Annotated in this window: 22 protein-coding genes; 17 read left to right on the plus strand and 5 right to left on the minus strand. The window is 39.8% G+C overall.

Going from position 1 to position 19,756, the window contains the following annotated elements; translation table 11 throughout:
* Positions 1–342: 342 nt before the first annotated feature.
* On the minus strand, positions 343–849 hold the full coding sequence (locus KW850_RS27445) for a GNAT family N-acetyltransferase (RefSeq protein WP_374226394.1): 507 nt from the start codon (positions 847–849) through the stop codon (positions 343–345).
* A gap of 163 nt (positions 850–1,012) precedes the next feature.
* Between KW850_RS27445 and KW850_RS27450 the strand changes: the two genes are divergently transcribed.
* The 3 genes from KW850_RS27450 to KW850_RS27460 are packed head-to-tail and all read left to right on the plus strand — an operon-like array spanning position 1,013 to position 2,240.
* On the plus strand, positions 1,013–1,237 hold the full coding sequence (locus KW850_RS27450) for a hypothetical protein (RefSeq protein WP_218350901.1): 225 nt from the start codon (positions 1,013–1,015) through the stop codon (positions 1,235–1,237).
* 13 nt (positions 1,238–1,250) lie between these two features.
* Positions 1,251–1,772 carry a GNAT family N-acetyltransferase gene (locus KW850_RS27455; protein ID WP_218350902.1) on the plus strand — a complete coding sequence of 174 codons (522 nt, stop codon included), beginning with the start codon at positions 1,251–1,253 and terminating at the stop codon, positions 1,770–1,772.
* A 30-nt stretch (positions 1,773–1,802) separates the two neighbouring features.
* Positions 1,803–2,240, plus strand: coding sequence for a hypothetical protein (locus KW850_RS27460; protein WP_218350903.1), 438 nt, complete (start codon positions 1,803–1,805; stop codon positions 2,238–2,240).
* A gap of 55 nt (positions 2,241–2,295) precedes the next feature.
* Here the strand turns inward: KW850_RS27460 and KW850_RS27465 are convergent, their stop codons facing one another.
* Together KW850_RS27465 and KW850_RS27470 are read right to left on the minus strand one after the other, a co-directional pair.
* On the minus strand, positions 2,296–2,646 hold the full coding sequence (locus KW850_RS27465; protein WP_218350904.1) for a DUF805 domain-containing protein: 351 nt from the start codon (positions 2,644–2,646) through the stop codon (positions 2,296–2,298).
* Positions 2,647–2,746: 100 nt separating this feature from the next.
* Positions 2,747–3,964, minus strand: a complete 1,218-nt coding sequence (locus KW850_RS27470) for a C40 family peptidase (protein WP_218350905.1) — start codon at positions 3,962–3,964, stop codon at positions 2,747–2,749.
* A gap of 297 nt (positions 3,965–4,261) precedes the next feature.
* Here KW850_RS27470 and KW850_RS27475 point away from each other — a divergent pair, with 297 nt between their 5' ends.
* Entirely contained in the window at positions 4,262–4,417 is a 156-nt protein-coding gene (locus tag KW850_RS27475) for a YwzD family small protein (RefSeq protein ID WP_218350906.1), read from the plus strand.
* Between the two features lie 423 nt (positions 4,418–4,840).
* On the opposite strand, the gene KW850_RS27480 is transcribed toward KW850_RS27475, so the two are convergent.
* A complete protein-coding gene (locus tag KW850_RS27480; RefSeq protein WP_218350907.1) occupies positions 4,841–5,128 on the minus strand; it encodes a hypothetical protein in 288 nt (95 codons plus the stop codon).
* Positions 5,129–5,316: 188 nt separating this feature from the next.
* Between KW850_RS27480 and KW850_RS27485 the strand changes: the two genes are divergently transcribed.
* From KW850_RS27485 to KW850_RS27505, 5 genes are all read left to right on the plus strand, one after another.
* The gene (locus KW850_RS27485) at positions 5,317–5,544 is read left to right on the plus strand and encodes a helix-turn-helix transcriptional regulator (protein WP_218350908.1); all 228 of its coding nucleotides are present in this window, start codon (positions 5,317–5,319) and stop codon (positions 5,542–5,544) included.
* 12 nt (positions 5,545–5,556) lie between these two features.
* Positions 5,557–5,733 (plus strand): hypothetical protein, encoded by a 177-nt coding sequence (locus KW850_RS27490; RefSeq protein ID WP_218350909.1) that lies wholly within the window; start codon positions 5,557–5,559, stop codon positions 5,731–5,733.
* 166 nt (positions 5,734–5,899) lie between these two features.
* Positions 5,900–6,325, plus strand: a complete 426-nt coding sequence (psiE, locus tag KW850_RS27495) for a phosphate-starvation-inducible protein PsiE (protein WP_218350910.1) — start codon at positions 5,900–5,902, stop codon at positions 6,323–6,325.
* A gap of 86 nt (positions 6,326–6,411) precedes the next feature.
* Positions 6,412–6,996, plus strand: coding sequence for a CBO0543 family protein (locus tag KW850_RS27500; protein WP_218350911.1), 585 nt, complete (start codon positions 6,412–6,414; stop codon positions 6,994–6,996).
* Between the two features lie 295 nt (positions 6,997–7,291).
* Positions 7,292–8,248: an MBL fold metallo-hydrolase gene (locus KW850_RS27505; protein WP_218350912.1), complete on the plus strand. Its 957-nt coding sequence runs from the start codon at positions 7,292–7,294 to the stop codon at positions 8,246–8,248.
* A gap of 138 nt (positions 8,249–8,386) precedes the next feature.
* Here KW850_RS27505 and KW850_RS27510 read toward each other — a convergent pair whose 3' ends face one another.
* The gene (locus tag KW850_RS27510; protein WP_218350913.1) at positions 8,387–9,769 is read right to left on the minus strand and encodes an L-cystine transporter; all 1,383 of its coding nucleotides are present in this window, start codon (positions 9,767–9,769) and stop codon (positions 8,387–8,389) included.
* A gap of 362 nt (positions 9,770–10,131) precedes the next feature.
* Here KW850_RS27510 and KW850_RS27515 point away from each other — a divergent pair, with 362 nt between their 5' ends.
* The 8 genes from KW850_RS27515 to KW850_RS27550 all read left to right on the plus strand — a co-directional run bounded on the left by KW850_RS27515 (position 10,132) and on the right by KW850_RS27550 (position 19,751).
* Entirely contained in the window at positions 10,132–13,098 is a 2,967-nt protein-coding gene (locus tag KW850_RS27515) for an Ig-like domain-containing protein (RefSeq protein WP_218350914.1), read from the plus strand.
* Positions 13,099–13,251: 153 nt separating this feature from the next.
* A complete protein-coding gene (locus KW850_RS27520; protein ID WP_218350915.1) occupies positions 13,252–13,758 on the plus strand; it encodes a CBO0543 family protein in 507 nt (168 codons plus the stop codon).
* Between the two features lie 54 nt (positions 13,759–13,812).
* The gene (locus KW850_RS27525; protein ID WP_218350916.1) at positions 13,813–14,307 is read left to right on the plus strand and encodes a CBO0543 family protein; all 495 of its coding nucleotides are present in this window, start codon (positions 13,813–13,815) and stop codon (positions 14,305–14,307) included.
* A gap of 28 nt (positions 14,308–14,335) precedes the next feature.
* A complete protein-coding gene (locus tag KW850_RS27530) occupies positions 14,336–14,782 on the plus strand; it encodes a CBO0543 family protein (protein ID WP_256358489.1) in 447 nt (148 codons plus the stop codon).
* Between the two features lie 598 nt (positions 14,783–15,380).
* Positions 15,381–16,130 (plus strand): YveK family protein, encoded by a 750-nt coding sequence (locus tag KW850_RS27535; protein WP_218350917.1) that lies wholly within the window; start codon positions 15,381–15,383, stop codon positions 16,128–16,130.
* Positions 16,120–16,821, plus strand: coding sequence for a CpsD/CapB family tyrosine-protein kinase (locus tag KW850_RS27540; protein WP_256358492.1), 702 nt, complete (start codon positions 16,120–16,122; stop codon positions 16,819–16,821). Before KW850_RS27535 ends, KW850_RS27540 begins: the two co-directional genes overlap by 11 nt.
* An 88-nt stretch (positions 16,822–16,909) precedes the next feature.
* Positions 16,910–17,674, plus strand: a complete 765-nt coding sequence (locus KW850_RS27545) for a tyrosine-protein phosphatase (protein ID WP_218350919.1) — start codon at positions 16,910–16,912, stop codon at positions 17,672–17,674.
* Positions 17,675–17,924: 250 nt separating this feature from the next.
* The gene (locus tag KW850_RS27550; protein ID WP_308128860.1) at positions 17,925–19,751 is read left to right on the plus strand and encodes a polysaccharide biosynthesis protein; all 1,827 of its coding nucleotides are present in this window, start codon (positions 17,925–17,927) and stop codon (positions 19,749–19,751) included.
* The last annotated feature ends 5 nt before the right edge of the window (positions 19,752–19,756 follow it).

Consider the following 19,756-nt stretch of genomic DNA (forward strand, 5'->3'; position numbering starts at 1 on the left):
CTAGATTCGCCCATAAATGCTCAGAATTCGCTCATAAAACTCAAAAATTCGCTCATTTAAGGGGATCGTCGTTAAATAACTTATAAATATCCAAATAATTAACGTGTAATTTTACACAAAATATCATTTTTATGATCTTTTCCTTAAGTTATAACAACATAAATTACGAAAACCAGGCTTTTCTTTATTTAATTTAAATGTATCTTGAAAACGGAGATAATCCTTGAAGTCCTTATTAAATGACGGTCATGATCATGAAAAGGCACTTGCGGACATTTCAAGAGACCAGATGAAATGCCCTCAAGTGCCAGTAATCAGTTTAGGCATTACCTGAAGCTGTCTCTATTTAAAATTAGCTCCAAACAACTTCAACTCCTCCGCATCATGCGGGAGCTTAATCATCCCCTCAAACTTCATGCCGATCTTCTCAAGCAACCGCGCTGACCCAACATTGTCCTCTGAAGTGATCGCCACAATCCGCTTCAAACCCAGCTGCTCCATACCAAACTCCAGTGTGGCCGAAGCTGCCTCAAAGCCATAACCCTTCGCTTGAAACCTTGATAAAAATGCAAAGCCAAGGTCAACATCGTCCAAGCCATCTCTTTTAATTAATCCGCAAATCCCAAGCGTGGTCCTAGCCTCATCTTTTAATTCTGTCATAAAAAGGCCAAAGCCCAGCCGGGAGTACATCTCCATAGGCCCCGTGACAATATAATTCCTTGCAACTTCTATCGTCCGTATACCTCGATCACCGATGAAACGCACCCAAGAAGGATCATTCAACAGCTCTAGAATAAACTCGGCATCCCCTGGTGTTAACCTGCGAAGGATTAACCGTTCCGTTTCCATCACTTTCAATGAAAACACCTCATTTCATGAAAAACTCATTTCTAAATCACACTATATCATGTATTCTGGAAAGGAAGATAGTGACAATTCATTATGGCAGTATTATTTCATGTGGATATAGAAAAAATATCTAAGTTAAAAATTCAAAAAGGCAGGCAACAAGATGAATAGGAAAATTGTTGTTGAGGAAGACAGTGTAATAATTGATGGTTTCGAGATAGATGGCATGTTCGTGCGAGAGTATTGTACATCCTGCGGTTATGAATTGATCCTTTATGAACGATATGACTCGGAATTTTGTCCCCAATGTAACGAATGGAAAATTGATATTTGTGGTGATGATAGTTGTACGTTTTGTAAAGAAAGACCGATGAAACCATTACCATAGTGAGGGGAACACAATGACTACTAAATTTTTAAAATTAAAAGAACCCACCTCAAGCATTTTAGAGGTGTTTAATAAATGGGAAAACGACCCCGCATTAATTCCTTTAACTCGCCCTAACCAAAACCAGTCAGAATTGGATCGTCGTGAAAAGATATCCCTTGAGGATTTGACCAAACGTCTGGAAGACCATCATATCTTTCTTATCTATTTGAATGATCAATTGATAGGGGAAATGAACTATGTGGTCGATCCGCCTTATCTCTACAAAAAAGACCCTGGGACCGCTTGGCTTGGTATCACTATAGGTGAGGACGTAGGACGAGGCAAAGGGATTGGTTATGCAGCCATTCAATATTTGGAGGAAGAGGTTAAGAAGAAGGGGCTGAAACGGATTGAATTAGGCGTGTTTGAATTTAACAAACAAGCACAGAAACTCTATCAGAAGATGGGTTACAAAGAAATCGGGCGGATCGACAATTTTACCTATTGGGAAGGGAAAATGTGGACGGATCTTCGAATGGAGAAGTATGTATAAATCGCCAGCATGAAAGGAACTTAAACAATATTGTTTAGATATTATGCAATCTTAATTTTGTCTATATCGATAACGGTTGTATCGATAGGGTATCTGTGTTTTATTTTTGTTGAAAAGTGGAAAAAAGGAAAAAGATATCAAATACGGTTAAAGGAAACAGTATCAGCTTTCCTTGGTTTGTTAATATTCGGTTTCTTTTTCGTTTTATATGTTCAAGATTTACCTGATGTATTGTCTCATCACCCTACAAAATATGAAGGTAAATGTGAAGTCGAGATCATTTCAGGTAAAGGGGCACATCTAGAGGCTAATTTTGGAGAACATTATATAAGGTTCGATAACTTTGATTATAGTCATGTTCAGCAAGGAAACTATTATTGCAAAGTTGAATATTATCCTCATTCAGAAGAGGGATATTCATTAAAACTCTACCAATCTAAGGGCGGAAAAGTAGTAGAAGTGAAATAGCCTTTTTCCCAAAAACAAAAACCGCCCTTCAAAAAAGGCGGTTAAGTTCTGCAATTTAGAACGTTGCTTTAGGATTTGGTCCATATTGATTATCGACAGGCTGGCTATCTGTACAAGTGAAGATAAGTAAGATGATTCCGCCGACCAAAGGAACAAAGCTAATCAAAAACCACGCTCCGCTTTTTCCGGTATCGTGCAAGCGTCGTACGGTTACAGCCAAGGACGGGATGAAAATGGCTAAATAATAGAGTCCTGTGATGATGGCAAATAAAACTGAGATGTTACTTAAAATGACAAGGACTAAACCAATCACGACATTGACCAGATGGAACATCCAGTATTCTTTCCGTCTTGCCCGGCCAGAAAAGATCGCGTAATCCTTAAGTACTTTCATAAACCATTCCATGAATCGTGCACCCCTAAGAAGAAAATAACAAATCTAGAATAAATTTTAAAATTGCTTTGTTAGTATAGCATTTTCATAGGTACAATCCAATAGGAGTCTACTAGTAGAAACGCTTAAAGCTCTCAAAATGAGCTTGGTAATACGGGCTTTGTAAATTGGAAATCATTACACCGGAATCATTGGCATGGATGAACTGGTTGTTGCCAAGGTAGATTCCCAGGTGGGAAATCCCTCTTTTATATGTATTTTCGAAAAAGACAATGTCGCCAGGCTTCGGCGTGTCGACATAATATGTACGATCGTAGTAACCTTCCGCCGAATAACGGCCCATTTTCATTCCAGCTTGATTGGACACATAATAGATGAAGCCGCTGCAATCAAAGCCCGAAAGCGTACTGCCGCCCCAGACATACGGAATCCCAATGAGCTTCTTGGCACTTGCAATCATTTTCGTGGTCAGATCTGAGTTAACAGCGGGTTCTGTCTTCGTTCCAGGAACCTTCAGCTTTTGACCGACATATATTTTATCGGAAGTTAATGTATTGAGTGCCTTTAAATCCTTGATCGTGAGCTTATACTGAAGTGCGATTTTTTCAAGGGTATCTCCGCTTTTCACGATATAATCCGTTACGCTACCAGTGCTAGGAGTCGTTGTTTTTGGCGGTGTGGTGGCCGCTGGCGGCTTTGCTGTTACTGGTTTCGTTGAAGTTGTATTCTTCGCTGGAACCTTGAGCTTTTGGCCGACATAAATCATATCGGATTTTAGTTTGTTCAGTGATTTCAAGTTTGTCACGGTTGTAGAGTGATTACCGGCAATTTTGCCAAGATAGTCACCGCTTTTGACCGTATAAACACCCGTCGCTGTTGTCGCAGGTTGTGTCTTTGCTGGTGTCGTTGGCTTTGATGCTGGCTTTGATGTTGTCGTGGTCTGTTTCGGCGCGGACACCTTTAACACTTGACCGACATGGATAACCGTATTATTCAGCTTGTTCCACTGTTGTAGTTCTGCCAGGGTCACATGAAAACGGTTGGCAATCTTCACCAAAGCATCACCTTTTACAACGGTGTAAGTGGTTGGCTGTGATGCTTGGGTCATTTTGCTAGCGACCGTAATCTTGAGCATTTGATTGACGGAAAGGAAATCCGACTTCAACCCATTTGCTGTTTTGATTTCTTTGACACTCGTATGATATTTAAGCGCGATTTTCGATAACGTATCGCCTTTTTGAACCTTATATGTATCGGCCAGGGCAGTGCCTGCAAAGACGGTCGAAAGCAAGGCAGCTGTCGATAAGGCACGAACAATAGTTTTCTTCACTAGCAAATCACCTCTATTTTTTTCACATTTTTATTAATTTTACCATAGTTTGCTAATGTTTCGGATAAAAAGTTGTAAATTCTTCCTGAATTGTTAGCGAAATATGGTTTATTTGCTGAATTATCGGATAATTAAAGAGGAGGGGGGAGAAATCTCCAGGCGATGATTTTTCTGCAAAAGGAACAAATCCCTACAAATTTCACTTATTTTCAACATAATCCTACTAAAATAGCATATACATTTTTCGTCGATTCTAGTAAAATAAGGAATTAGATTTGAACATAAGGAGGTAGAAAGGTGGACTTGAAAAAAGAGTCTAATAGTTCCAATGCAGGCAATTTCTCAGAAATCGTCAGAAAAGCATACGAATCGGGCGTAAACGAAAACGAAATCACCGTAGAAAAACTAATCGCAGACCTAAAAGCAGACTTGAAAAACTTAATGGTCGGTTAAATATATATAATATCAACGAAGAAGATACAACCACCGAGCGAACCTCGGTGGTTTTTTTGTGTTTTTGGGATATCTGAGGGCGTGGATGCGGCCTGTGGCGGTAATTGGGCGATTACTGTATTTCGTGATTGATACCCTTTTGGGAAAAGATAGGTTGGGTGGTAAGCATATAGTGTGAATGATGCCCTTTTGGGGAAAGATAGGTTGGGTGGTAAGCATATAGCGTGAATGATGCCCGTTGAGATAAAAAAATGGCTTCAACGGTAACCATAGAGTGCGTATGATGCCCGTTGAGGTTAAAAAATGGCTTCAACGGTAACCATAGGGTGCGTATGGTGCCCGTGTGGATAATAAAATTGCTCCGGCGGTAACCATAGGGTGCGTATGGTGCCCGTTGAGGTAAAAAAATGGCTTCAACGGTAACTATACGGTGCGTATGATGCCCGTTGAGGAAAAAAATTGCTCCAGCGGTAACCATAGAGTGAGTATGATGCCCGTTGAGGTGAAAAAATGGCTCCAGCGGTAACCATAGAGTGTGTATGATGTTGAGGTGAAAAAATCGCTCCAACGGTATTCAAAAGGCGCGACTAATGCCATTGAAGGTAAAAAAGTAACTTCAATGGTAACTAGTGAAAGCGACAAACGCCCGTGAAGGTGATTCGCTGATAAAATGGGATTTCCGCTGATATATTGGTCCGTTTCGCTGATCAATTTCAATCATCCGCTGATAAGTTCCCTCAAGTCTCCTAAAAACGGACTTAAATAAAGGATTTTTAATAGAGTTGTTGTCCAAGCGGCATCATCTATGAAAAATAATTTCAGAGATGAGACTTTTGTATAAACTATGAAATTTTTGTCCATCCTTAAGCTATAAAACTAGTTTGGGAGGAGAGGAGAACTTGAAATGGTTTGGCATAGGAAAAGTCAGATCAAAATTGGGGCGTTATATTGATCAGCATGGAATAAGCCAAAAGGAATTAGAGAAATCAGGAGTTAGTCGAGCGACAATTAGCCGATTATGTTCAGATGACGAGCACCAGCCAACAATAAGCACAGCAAGGAAGATCATAACTTTTCTTAAGAAACTGGATTCAAGTGTAGATTATGATAATTTTTTCAATATGTAGGGGTGGATATCGATGAGCATAGAAGAATTAAATAAAATTATTGCAGTAAAAAAGATGGATTTAGAGGAATGTGAACAAGAACTTAACAATCGTTACTATCCTTCTATAGTAAGAATGGCCATGACGACTTACATATTAATCTTACAAGAACAATTAGAAAGGTATAATAACGATCGTATTAATTGGTAATGAGGCTGCATGGGAAGAAGCGGGAATGAAGAAAAGCTCCAAATAAGGGGCTTTTTTCTTTGCATGAAAAAAGCTAAGGGTCCAAAAACGTTGAAATACTGCTGCAGTAAAAATAGAATGATATCCTGCATCTTTGGGGAAATTATGTTATCTGGAGGGAGTATGGATGAAACAAAGAAAAAAAGACAATAGATTCAATATTAAACTAGCCACAGTTTTTCAATATGCTTTAAATACAGCATTGGTTTTACTAGCGATTGTTTTATGCATATTGCTTGGCAAAGAGATCATCTATTTCGTTCGTTATGCTTTTTTTAACCATGACATTGAAGAACACTACAAATTTCTTGAGAGCATCTTGGTTTTCTTTTTGTACTTTGAATTAATTGCGTTGATTGTCAAATATTTTGAGGAGAACTATCATTTCCCGCTGCGCTACTTTCTTTATATTGGCATTACGGCTTTGATACGCCTAATCGTTGTCTACCACGACAGCCCGATTAATACCATATTATATAGTGGCGCGATTTTGGTTTTAGTTATCAGTTTTTATATTTTGAATTCGGCTAAAGAAAAACATGAGAAAATATAATAGCTAACAAGCGAGGGTCAATGGCATATAATCTTTTCTACTGGTAACGATAAACATAATTACCATATTTAAAAAGGATGATTAAATTGTCAGACCCTCGAATCGTTCAATTTGATAAGGCTGTTAAATTGAGAAAAGAGTCTACAGATGCTTTTCTCGATTATTGGCGGGACTATACACTGTATGCTTCTCTTGAATACTGGATCATGGTTGCTATACTTGTGGCACCACTCATCTTCCTAGTCTTCAAAATTGATAAGCATAAGCTTTTTTTAATCTTATTTTATGGGTATACCATTCACATAATAGCTGCGTACATCGACTTATATGCGGTCAATAGTGGACTGTGGAATTATCCATTTCAGGTAGTACCATTTCTACCTAGTTTTTCTATAGATTCAAGTATTATTCCGGTTGCTTTCATGCTGGTATATCAATGGACGTTAAATCATAAAAAAAATTATTACGTATTTTCATTTATTACATCAATCATTTTTGCGTTTATTTTTAAACCCTTACTTGTCGGATTAGGCTTATTTAGAATGTATGGAAATATGAATTATTTTTATCTCTTACTTTTATATGTATTAGGGTCAATAGCTGCAAAATTGATAACAAATGTATTTTTATGGCTTCAAAAGAAATACACTCAATTACCAGAAGCCCAATAATTATGTTAAACGATAAGCCAACTTCACAGAGAAAAAGTAAAGATAATACTGGGTAAAATACGGTTGTCATTAATGGGTACAAACTAAAAGTCCCTAATGAAATGTATGATATTTGAAATGATTTAAGTTTTATTATAATCGGATGCATAGGGATCGCTGCGGCGGTCTTTTTTTTCGGGTTGTATGAGCGGGGGTACATGGTCTCCGATGGTCTCGGTGAAACTTCACTATTTTAAAATCGTCTTATATTTGATGAAACTTTTCATAAACCTTACAGATGGAGGAGAGGTAACGAATGAAAAACAGAATCGAAACATTCAAGGGATCGAAGCATTTCCGGCTGAATCAAGTCGCTGAAGGGGTATTTGCCGCAATTTCTATTCCTGGAACAGGCTCCCTAGGGAATGCAGCCATCATTGATCTAGGAGATTCAACGCTGGTGGTCGATACCTTTACGACAATACAAGCAGCGGAGGATTTGCAGGCAGCAGCCATACACCTCACTGGAAATTCAGTTACCCATGTCATCAACACACATTGGCACAGTGACCATACAAGCGGGAATCAAGTGTTTACCCCCGAGGCACAAATAATTTCTACAGTTATTACACGTGAAATTATGGCTACCTTTGGACAAAACAGGTTAAACCAGCAGTTGACAAACCCGGAACCAATTTATCAAGCAATCGATGAATTCGAGGAGAAAATACAACAAGAGACCGACGAAAAGCTAAAAAAGGAAATGCAATGGGAGGTTGCGAGTGACCGTGAGTACATGAAAATACTCCCCAAATTGGAATATACACTACCCACAATCACTTTTGATCAACAGATGAGTATTTATGGTAGTGAGCGGACCGTGCAGCTTATCACGTATGGGGGCGGTCACACTCCAAGTGACGCATTTGTGTACTTGCCTGAAGAAAAAATTGCTGTAATGGGGGATCTAGTGCTCTCGAATCATCATCCAGTAATGTTTAATGCAAATCCCCAGGAATGGTTAACTATTTTAGAGCGGGTCCGACAACTGGATATTGTTAATATCATACCGGGGCATGGCGAAGTTTGCACAATGAAAGAGCTTCATGAGGTGAAGGGTTACATAAACGATATAATGGCACTGGTGGCGGAAGCCGTTCAATGTAAGAGAAGCATTGATGATATTTTAGTGCCAAAAGCGTATCAAGACTGGTACTTCACTACATATTTTAAAGAAAACCTGAAAAAAGTTTATGAGTTAATAACAAAATAGCGGATCAAAATTATTACATGCTAGATTCGCTGATTAAAGTGTGTTTTCCGCTGATAAGCTGATTAGTTGGCCTAAACCGTCCCCGTGGTCTATAAACAAAAAAAGGATAGCCCTTGTAAGGCTATCCAGCATATTTTATTAAGCTTCTATTACTCTAGGCTGTTGGTATACTTCATTTTCTAATTCGCCTGTGATCTTACCAGTCAGCACGCCGGCGGTCATGCTTCCGCTAACATTCAAGGCTGTACGTCCCATATCAATTAAAGGTTCAACTGAGATTAGGAGTCCTACAATGGCAATTGGTAGGTTTAATACGGATAGAACAATCAATGCGGCAAATGTGGCTCCACCGCCAACACCTGCAACGCCAAATGAACTAATCGCCACTACTAGAATAAGAGTAATAATAAAGGATGGGCTTAACGGATTGATGCCTGCAGAAGGCGCAACCATGACGGCTAACATCGCTGGGTAAATACCGGCACATCCGTTTTGGCCGATGGAAAGTCCGAAGGATGCTGCAAAGTTAGCAATCCCTTCCGATACACCAAAGTCTTTTGTTTGTGTTTGGATATTTAAAGGTAATGTTCCAGCACTTGTACGGGAAGTAAAAGCAAACGTTAGTGCAGGCAAAGCTTTTTTCACATAGTTTACAGGACTTAATTTCGCAAGTAAAAGGAGCAACAGATGCACGACAAACATAGCAATTAATGCCACATAGGATGCAATGACAAACTTCCCTAATTTCGCGATCGCTGCATAGTCGCTCATCGCCATCACTTTCGTAATTAACGCAAGTACACCATATGGAGTAAGGCGAAGAATAAGTGTGACGACCCTCATGATAATCGCGTAAAAAGTATCAATGATTTTTGCAAAAAATTCCCCGTGTTCAGGATCTTTTCTCTTCACTCCAAGGTAAGCCATACCAACAATCGCGGCAAAAATAACGACGGCGATCGTAGAGGTTGGACGGGCACCCGTTAGATCTTGAAATGGATTACTTGGAAATAACTCGATGATTTGCTGTGGAATCGTCATGTCTTGAACGCCAATTACTTTTTGTTCCAATTCAGCATTTCGAGCTGCTTCTGCATCCCCTTGATTTAATTGAATTCCATCCAGGCCAAATCCTAGCGCTGAACCAATTCCAATCGCTGCAGAAATAGCCGTAGTTCCAAGAAGAATTGCAATCACAAGGAAACTAATTTTCCCGATGTTTTTAGTCAGCTTTAATTTCGTAAATGCTCCAACAATCGAAATAAACACAAGCGGCATGACAACCATTTGCAATAGTTTTACATACCCTGTTCCAACGATATTAAACCAATCGATGGACTTTACCGTAATGTTGGACGTTGTCCCATAAATGAAATGAATGATAAATCCAAAAACAATACCCAAACCCAGTGCAGTAAAAACACGCTTAGAAAAAGACACATGCTTTTTCTGCATCGCGAACAATCCTAGGATTAGAAGTAGGAAAGCCGCAATATTAATAATAATCAAGATCGTATCCATTATAATCCCCCTATAAAAATTATTTATATAATAAGAATACTATAATTTATATTATTCCAATTGGTCAAGTCGGAATTATAAAAAATTGAAAAGCTATAGAGACGGCTCTCAAGATTATAGTTGGAATGAGTAACCACCAGAACCGTGCTCATGGACTCGAATAACCTAGTTTCTTCTATTATATAGGGATAATAATATTGATAACGTTTTCAGCTAACAAACTAAATTCCACAAAATGGCCTATATGACAATTTTTAAAAACAGGTTACTATATTAAAACTAAGATACTATTAAAGGGGAAAAGTAGGATGCTAAAATTACTGCAGCGTGCGGCGCTTAGTGCTGTGCTCCCAGTATTGTTGATGCTGGCCTGGGTTCATACGCCGGCATTTGCAGAAGGGACGGTTATCACCACAAGTATTACAGAGGATACGGTGTTCAATAAGGCAGGGTCTCCGTATTATATCAATTCGATGATGGAGATTGGCAAAAATGCCACACTGACGATTGAGCCGGGGGTCGAGTTAATTGGCAAGCCAGGTTCGGCCAACGGGCTAACCGTCTATGGGAAGGTGAAGGCGCTTGGTACAGCTGAAGAGCCGATAAAATTTCAGGACATGTATATTAGTGCATGGACGACCTGGACCAAAGAGGCGTCGATGCAGTTGGACCATACCGTGGTAAGCAATACCAATATGGACATTCAAGACTTGCAGGTGACGGTGACAAATAGTGAATTTTCAAAGGGGAGGCTCTCACTTAGTGGGTCCTTTGCGACGATTGAAAATGGTTTTTTTCACGATGGATCGAAAATTGGCTTTACCTCGACGGGATCTAAACCAGGAAGCTTGAGCGTAAAAGGGAATACGTTTATGAATAATGGCTCCGGCTACACCGATGTAGAGGTTAGCCGCAGGGATACGAGTAAGGCACCCATTACGATTACCGAAAACAACTTTTTCGGCACCCTTCGTCTTGCGGTGAAGCTAGATGGCCCATCACCAGGATGGGCCGCCGATGGAATGTATAACTATTGGGGCACGACCGATCCGACGTTAGTGAACCGTTCCGTTTATGATGGCAGTGATCTTGGCTATGGGGATCGACTCAATTACCAGCCATACGCCTATAAACCATTTGCGAATGGATATCCGATGGGTGCGTTGCTAGCTCCTCAGGTAAATCCAATCTCAGACAAGACCGGGCTGGTCACTGGTACAACAGATGCCGAGGCAACGGTCAAAATTTTAAAAGATGGCAACGTTATCAAGGATGGTCTGTCAAAGACGGACGGAACGTTTGAAATTCCCATCCCAGTTCAAAAGGCGGGGACGGAACTAACGATAAGTATAACAGATAGTTTCATGCGAACTAGTGAAACAACGGTAACTGTTCAAGATGTGACCGCACCTGACATGCCACACGTCAATCCAATCACAGATCAAAGCACAGAAGTAAGCGGGACAGCAGAAGCAAATGCAGTGATTACGGTAAAAATAAATAGCACAATCGTGACTGGAACAGCAGATGACAACGGCAATATCAACATTCCAATAACTAAACAAACCGCAGGTACGGTAATCGAATTAACAGCAACGGATGCTGCTAAAAATCTTAGCACGCCTGCAACTGTAATAGTCCAAGACGGCACTCGACCAGCTAAGCCTGAACTGGATGCGGAGCTAAATGATCAATCCCTAACGCTTTCTGGAAAAGCCGAGCCAGGAACAACGGTAGAAATGCTAGTGGAAGATCAGCTAATCACATCTGCTAAAACGGGCTCGGACGGAGTGTTTACTCTCTATTGGTCAACACCAATCAAAGCAGGAACACAAGTAGTTATAGCAGCTGTTGATACAGCAAAAAATCGCAGTGAGGACCTAGTACTAACGATCAAAGATAAAACAGCACCACAACTGATCTTAGACTTCGTGTTCCCACCAACAACGACAAACCCTATCGTGAAGGGGACTTCTGAACCTGGTGCAACCATTCAGGTAGTAAAAGACGGGGAAATCATCGCAGATGGTGTGGCAGCGGACAACGGAATATTTAGCATTACGATTCCAGCGCAAGCGAAGGGCACCAACCTTGAGGTCCAAGCGATTGACCTGGCAGGCAACAAGAGCAGTAAAACGGTCGAAGTGTTAGAAATCGATACGACTCCGCCAGCAGCGCCAACAGTGAATGAAATCAATATTTTCTCAACTGCCGTATCAGGTTTGACGGAACCGAATAGTACGGTAAATGTGATTATTTTAGACAAGACCTATACTGGGCAATCCGACGATACAGGGCACTTTTCTATCACTATTCCCCAGCAGCCGTTGAATCATTCGGTGTTTATCCAGGCGATGGATCAAAGCGGGAATAGGAGTGAAATGGTGCTTGCGGTTGTAAAATGGAAGACGCCGATTGGCTGGTATGTCGATGCAGAGGGAAGCAAATACTACTACCATCCAACAACCGGGATCATGGCCGTAGGCTGGCTTTCACTAGAAGGCAAACGCTACTATTTCGAAAGTGACGGCAAGTTGAGAACCAACAGCTTCCGAACCATCAGTTCGAAGGTGTATTACTTTAATCAAAACGGTGAAATGCAAACGAACTGGTTAACCCTTAATTCGAAAAAGTACTACTTTGGTTCAGATGGTGTGCTCCGCACCGGAATCGTGCTGATTGGCACCAAAAAGTATTATTTTGCTAACGATGGAGTCATGAAAACAGGCTGGATCAGCCTCAGCGACAAGAAGTACTACTTCAACAGCGACGGCGCAATGAAAACGGGCTGGGCAACCCTTAGCGGTAAGAAGTATTATTTCAACAGTGACGGCACGATGAAAACGGGCTGGGCAACCCTCAGCAGCAAGAAGTACTACTTCAACATCGATGGCACAATGAAAACGGGCTGGGCAACCCTCAGCAGCAAGAAGTACTACTTCAACAGCGACGGGACCATGAAAACGGGCTGGGCAACCCTCAGCAGCAAGAAGTACTACTTCAACAGCGACGGGACCATGAAAACGGGCTGGGCAACCCTCAGCAGCAAGATTTACTACTTTAACAGCGACGGTACCATGAAAACGGGCTGGGCAACACTTAGCAGCAAGAAGTACTACTTCAACAGTGACGGGACCATGAAAACGGGCTGGGCAACACTTAGCAGCAAGAAGTACTACTTCAACAGTGACGGGACCATGAAAACCGGCTGGCTTAAACTGGGCAGTAAACAATACCACTTTAACTCATCTGGGATCATGCAGACCGGCTGGATAAAGATTAATGGGAAACGATATTACTTTAACTCTAGCGGTGTAAGGATTAAATAAACGGAAGGCTGATTCGGGAGGCGGATCAGCCTTTTCGCATGCCTTCATTCTGCAAGAAATGGTTATTTTTCTCTTTTTTGGGGGAATTTAAGGTGGAGCGAACCCACAATTAAGCTTTTTTAGTTAATCTCACCAATCCATTGGAGGAGAGCTATGCATGTACTGTTAACCGTGATCCTAATTTTTATGGCGTTTTGGAAGGGTGATTGGCGTCATTGGCAAAAATACATTCTAACCATTTATTATGTGAGTACTTGTAACTTACTTTACAATTTCCTGTGCAAGGATCACTTGCTTTGGAAGCATAACCCGGATCTATTGCCGAAATCACATACGATTGTGGATTTAATTTATACCTTTATCAACCTCCCAGCAATCGTCTTACTATTTTTGAGCCATTATCCATTTTCCAAGTCAAAGGGTAAGCAAGTGGGCTATATTCTTAAATGGGTGGTTGGTTCGCTTATCGTCGAATATCCTTTTTACAAAATGAATCGGTTGATTCTAAATAATGGCTATGATTATTGGATGGAACCATTCTTTTACTCCACCATGTACTCGATGATCCGTCTTCATTATTCAAGGCCGTTTCTTACCTATGGGATCTCGATTGTTATCATTGTGCTTCTCCTTCATTACTTTAACGTTCCAATTAAGTAATCGGGTGTGCCGATCAAAGCCAATCAGCAGTAACTACATAAGCGAGGTATAGGGATGTCAGTCGATTACGTATGTATTATTCTTATGTGGGTCATTGGTGTAATTGCCTTTATGTTCGTAACGCCGAAACATCGGTACAGAAAGGTGCTAATTGCGCTCCTTATCTGTGAGGCGCTTTTGTGGCTGAATTCACTGGTGCATGTCGAATTGAACTTACTTGTCTTTCCGGTTCGTGAATTTCCAAAAGCGACGGATCTGCTTGTTACCACGGAGTATTTCTTTTACCCGCTTCTTTGCGGATTTTATCTCGTCTATGAGCCAAAACGTTCATTAGGGATTCGTCTCATCTACTTGTCTGTATGGAGTTCCTTCATCGCCTTTTATGATCAAATGTTGGTGAACTATACAAACCTGGTCGAATACGTCCACTATGCCTGGTACTTTACCTGGCTTGATTTCTTTTGTATCTATGCCGCGACCAACATGATTTATCAATGGTTTTTTAAAGACAAGGAGTATTTTCGCCAGGATCAGGAGGCTGCTAAATGAAACTAGAATGGTGGATTTTACTCGCCGTTTGGGTATTGACACTTTGGGGCTGCTGTTACTCATTCCAAAAAATAAAATCCGATTAGCCGTAACCGCCTTTTTATTCACTCAGGCCATCACCTGGATTCTTGGTTTAATAGTCGTTGAATATGGGCTGATCACCTATCCTGTCAGGTTATTTGCTGATGCCAACCATGCTAGTTTTACCTATGAGTTTTTTGTCTATCCAGCTGTTGCTGGCATCTTTAATGTATTTTATCCGTACACCCAAAGCAAGTTCATAAAGTTCCTGTACAATGCTTCCTACTGTACCGCACTGACTGTTCCCGAAATATTTATCGAAAAATATACAGACTTAATTGAGTATCTCCACTGGACATGGTATTGTACATGGATTTCTCTGTTTCTTACCTTTATGATGACACGTGGATTTTGTTTATGGTTTTTCAAAGGGATCACAAAGGAAATGGATTAATTTTTGTCGTATTAATGTAAGGTTGTCTTTCTACAACCTACTACGAAATTACTTCTCAAATATTCATGGAGAATTCATGGTAAACAAAAAGCAGGCTGGCTCGAGGAACTCGAGTTGGCCTATTTTGACCTTTCATCTATGTATATACATTTGCTTCTTATAATTGCCATTGCAGGGTTTTTTCAACAATACAAGGTGAAAATCTGTTAATACTCTATTTTAAATGTTTTTTGATGACATATTTCTTACAATCCTGTCAGAAAACATTCACTAAATGGTAAGTCGTGACTCTCTGCCTAATATGGTTAAATAAATATTGTTACAAATAGTTACAAACAAATAAGGGAGATATACAATACAATAACTTTCTTGAAAAAATTGGAAGTAATCTTCTGTTTAAATTTCTTGCGAAAAGTTGTTTAATAGTACTTGTGGAAAATTTTTTACAAAATGTTTACGTGCAAAACTTCACAAATAATGTATAATTGTTTTTGTTGCAAACTTCAATATTATGACAAAAATTTTACAAATAATATAAAGATGTTACAAATTATGATATAATAGACAATGTTTTGTATCGAAATTATAGGAGGACGAAATGGAAGAGACTATTAGTTTAAAAGAGTTGCTCGAGACATTGAAAAAACGATTGCTATTAATCGTGTCGATAACTGTAATTGCTGCCATCATAAGTGGAGTAGTTAGTTATATTTTTTTAACCCCGATTTACCAAGCTTCTACACAAATTCTTGTTAATCAAAAGGCCGATGAAAAATCTTTATACAACACGAATCAAGTACAAACAAACCTTCAATTAATTAATACTTATAATGTAATCATTACCAGCCCGAGAATATTAGATACCGTTTCAGAAGAACTTAAATTAAAAATGACATATACCGAATTAAAAGGAAAGATTACAGTGGGAAGCGAAAAGGATTCCCAGGTTGTTAACGTGTCCGTACAGGACCCAGATCCAGAAGTAGCTGCGGATATTGCCAATAAAACGGCAGAAGTATTTCAGAGAAAGCTTAAAGGTATCATGAGTGTCAATAATGTAAGCATTTTGGCTCCAGCAGATGTTTCTGAAAATCCAGCTCCGATTAAACCAAGACCATTATTAAACGTAGCGATTGCGATTGTGGTTGGTTTAATGGCCGGTGTCGGTCTAGCATTCTTACTTGAGTACTTTAATAACACGATTAAAAACGAACAAGATGTAGATAAGATATTAGGTCTACCAGTCCTAGGTGTCATCGCAACGATTGATGATCAAAAGATGGAAGAGGCAGCAGCCCGTCGTGCAAATAGAAAATCTGGAGGAAGAGGTGATAACATTGGCGCTTAAAAAGAAGAAACTGAACAGTAAAGATGCAAGCCGTAAGCTTGTTACAGCGATTGATCCGAAGTCACCGATTTCTGAGCAATACCGGACGATTCGTACAAATATCCAGTACTCTTCTGTTGATCAAGAGATGAAGGCAATCATGGTTACTTCTTCAGGTCCCGCTGAAGGTAAGTCAACCACAGCTGCTAACCTTGCTGTTACCTTTGCACAGCTGGGTAAAAAGGTATTACTAGTTGACGCTGATTTACGTAAACCAACCGTTCATCATACATTTGGGATGAATAACTTATTTGGTTTTACTACTGTGTTAACAAAGCAAAAGACTCTTGAAAAGACTGTGCTTGAAACACGTGAGCAGGACTTATATATCTTAACGAGTGGACCGATTCCACCGAATCCAGCTGAACTATTAAGCTCGAAATCTATGGAACAATTTATGGAAGACGCAAAGTCTCAATTCGAATATATCATCTTTGATACCCCGCCATTATTAGCGGTAGCTGATCCGCAGATCCTTGCGAATCAAGTGGATGGTTCAATCATGGTGGTGTTTAGTGAGAAAACAGTGATTGATCAAGCGAAAAAAGCGAAGGAATTACTAGAGCATGCCCAAAGTAAATTACTTGGTGTCGTCTTGAATCATAAAGAAGTCCAAAATGGTGATTACTATTATTATTATGGTTCTAAGTAACAAATTTCGACAAATTCCGCCTCGAATACGTGCTAATATGATAATTGTCGGCTAAAAATAACAGTTTATTGGAAAGTGTGTGGGACCAATGATTGATTTGCATTGTCATATATTACCCGATATTGATGACGGGGCAAGGGATTTGTCGGAGAGTGTGAACATGGCCAAGAAGGCTGTTGAACAAGGAATTCATACGATTGTGGCAACACCGCATCATTTGAACAACCGCTATGAAAATCCAAAACAGACCATAGTTGATAGAGTCAGAGAATTGAACAAGGCTTTATTGGAAGAAAAGATTGATTTAAATGTTCTTCCAGGACAGGAAACACGGATCTATGGAGAAATGGTTGCGGGATATGAAATGGGTGAAATTCTTCCAATCGATTACACACAATATGTATTGGTCGAGTTTTCGTCTAGCCATGTCCCGAGATACACGGAGAAGTTGTTTTATGATTTGCAGATGAAGGGACTTGTTCCAGTGATTGTTCATCCGGAACGGAACCAGGAGATCATTGAACGCCCAGAACTTCTCTATCAACTTGTGAAAAAGGGAGCATTATCTCAGGTTACGGCAGCTAGTATCTGTGGGGACTTTGGGAAAAAAATTAAGAGTTTTTCAATGCAATTAATTGATTCTAATTTAACCCATTTCATTGCATCGGATGCTCATAACACTAGCAATCGTACGTTTAAGATGAGAGAAGCTTACGACATTGTTCAAGCCAAGTACGGGAATGATATGGTTTATTTATTCCAAGAGAATGCTGAATTAGTGATTGAAGGCAGTCATGTCTATAAAGAAGTGCCTGAGCGAATTAAAAAGAAGAGGTTCTTTAACATCTTTTAGCCGACTAAGCCGATGAAAATAGGTGGATTGTATCTTGAGAGAGGAGGGGCTTCCCTCCTAGTATGTTTATCAAACATGATGTGAGGATGGTTAAAATGCCAGATTCAACACATAAATCAATAAATATCTAATGAAAGAATAAGTGTTGAGCACTTGCAATTCCATTAGGTATTTATTTTTTTGCCCACGTGCTTTAGCAAAGGAAAGTGTTTATTAGATAAAAAAATAGAGAAAAAGGGGGAATGAACAGGTGACGTATGGAAAGAGATTAACTTCGCTTGCTGTTTTGGATTCAATCATAGTGTTAACAGCGATCTACATAAGCTATATGACACTGGTACCGGGTGTAAATGTTTTTGAAATTCCAATGTTACAGGTTACTTGGCTTACTTTATTTTTATGCCATCATTTATTTGCTTCTATTTATAAGCTTTATCAAAAAGCCTGGGAATATGCAAGTGTTGGAGAACTGATTGCAATTGTAAAGGCAGTAACATTTTCAATTGCGGTAACGGCACTTATGCAGGAAGTGTTTTTTCATAACATGTATGTTAGAGCATTAATGATTACATGGATGCTTCATGTCCTGTTAATAGGTGGTTCAAGATTTTCGTGGAGAATGTTTCGTGATAGTTACATGAAGAAACAGCAAAGTATCAAAAGAACGTTAATCATTGGTGCCGGATCAGGCGGAACAATGGTGGCACGTCAATTGCTCAGTAACCATGAGATAGATTTGAAGCCTGTGGCATTTATTGATGATGATCCGAAAAAATATAAATTAGATATTCTCGGCATACCGGTGGTTGGAGATTCGAGTCATATAACAGAAGCAGTTGAGAAATTTCAGATTGATAATATAGTGATTGCGATTCCTTCTCTAGGCCGAAAGGAATTAAATCGTATTTTCGAAGAGTGTGCAAAAACGAAAGCGAAGACTCAAATTATTCCTAAGTTAGAGGATTTGATGACAGGAAAGATCTCTGTTAATCAATTTCGTGAAGTTCAGGTAGAGGATTTACTTGGCAGGGAACCTGTTGAGTTAGATATCGACAGTATTTCAGAATATGTCACAGGCAAGACGGTATTAGTGACAGGTGCTGGAGGTTCGATAGGTTCTGAGATTTGTCGACAGATTTGCAAGTTTAATCCAGGGAAAATTGTTCTAGTGGGTCATGGCGAGAACAGTATCTATTTAATAGATATGGAACTTCGGAAAAAGTATCAAAATCAAATTGAAATTGTTCCTGTGATTGGCGACATCCAAGATCGGACGAGAATGTTTGATGTAATGGAAGAACATAGGCCATATGTGGTGTATCATGCGGCTGCACATAAGCATGTTCCGTTGATGGAATACAATCCGAGGGAAGCGGTTAAGAACAATATTTTCGGTACGAGAAATGTTGCGGAGGCAGCGGACACCTTCGGTGTGAATACTTTTGTAATGATTTCTTCAGATAAGGCTGTTAATCCTCCGAATGTTATGGGAGCGACGAAACGGTTTGCGGAAATGATTATTCAGAGTCTGGCTGTTCATAGTAATACAAAGTTTGTTGCAGTTCGGTTTGGGAATGTACTTGGTAGTCGTGGTAGTGTGATTCCGTTGTTTAAAAAGCAGATTCAGGCTGGTGGACCAGTTACTGTTACCCATGAGGATATGACTCGCTATTTCATGACGATTCCAGAAGCCTCAAGGCTTGTGATTCAAGCAGGTTCTTTGGCTCGCGGTGGCGAGGTGTTTGTGCTTGATATGGGTGAGCCCGTTAAGATTGTTGATCTTGCGAAGAATGTGATTAAGTTGTCGGGCTATTCCATAGAAGAGATTGGGATTCGTTTTACTGGACTTCGTCCTGGCGAGAAGATGTATGAAGAGTTACTTAATGAAAATGAAGTACATCCTGAGCAGGTTTTTCCGAAGATTCATATTGGGAAAGCTAAGGTTATACGTGCAGAGGATTTGAATGATTTAATTGGTGGGTTGTTAGATATGTCTGAGGTTGAGATGCATGATACTTTGATAGCTGTTGCTAATAATAAGTTTGAAGGATCTTATTTAAATACAATAACAAACTGAATTAG

It is taken from the genome of Bacillus sp. sid0103, from assembly GCF_019219025.1.

Bases quoted from the DNA above. Each gene is read 5' to 3' on its own strand.
- KW850_RS27445 (WP_374226394.1), bottom strand. From the start codon at position 849: ATGGAAACGGAACGGTTAATCCTTCGCAGGTTAACACCAGGGGATGCC.
- KW850_RS27450 (WP_218350901.1), top strand. From the start codon at position 1,013: ATGAATAGGAAAATTGTTGTTGAGGAAGACAGTGTAATAATTGATGGT.
- KW850_RS27455 (WP_218350902.1), top strand. From the start codon at position 1,251: ATGACTACTAAATTTTTAAAATTAAAAGAACCCACCTCAAGCATTTTA.
- KW850_RS27465 (WP_218350904.1), bottom strand. From the start codon at position 2,646: ATGGAATGGTTTATGAAAGTACTTAAGGATTACGCGATCTTTTCTGGC.
- KW850_RS27490 (WP_218350909.1), top strand. From the start codon at position 5,557: ATGAGCATAGAAGAATTAAATAAAATTATTGCAGTAAAAAAGATGGAT.
- psiE (WP_218350910.1), top strand. From the start codon at position 5,900: ATGAAACAAAGAAAAAAAGACAATAGATTCAATATTAAACTAGCCACA.
- KW850_RS27505 (WP_218350912.1), top strand. From the start codon at position 7,292: ATGAAAAACAGAATCGAAACATTCAAGGGATCGAAGCATTTCCGGCTG.
- KW850_RS27510 (WP_218350913.1), bottom strand. From the start codon at position 9,769: ATGGATACGATCTTGATTATTATTAATATTGCGGCTTTCCTACTTCTA.
- KW850_RS27515 (WP_218350914.1), top strand. From the start codon at position 10,132: ATGCTGGCCTGGGTTCATACGCCGGCATTTGCAGAAGGGACGGTTATC.
- KW850_RS27520 (WP_218350915.1), top strand. From the start codon at position 13,252: ATGCATGTACTGTTAACCGTGATCCTAATTTTTATGGCGTTTTGGAAG.
- KW850_RS27525 (WP_218350916.1), top strand. From the start codon at position 13,813: ATGTCAGTCGATTACGTATGTATTATTCTTATGTGGGTCATTGGTGTA.
- KW850_RS27535 (WP_218350917.1), top strand. From the start codon at position 15,381: ATGGAAGAGACTATTAGTTTAAAAGAGTTGCTCGAGACATTGAAAAAA.
- KW850_RS27545 (WP_218350919.1), top strand. From the start codon at position 16,910: ATGATTGATTTGCATTGTCATATATTACCCGATATTGATGACGGGGCA.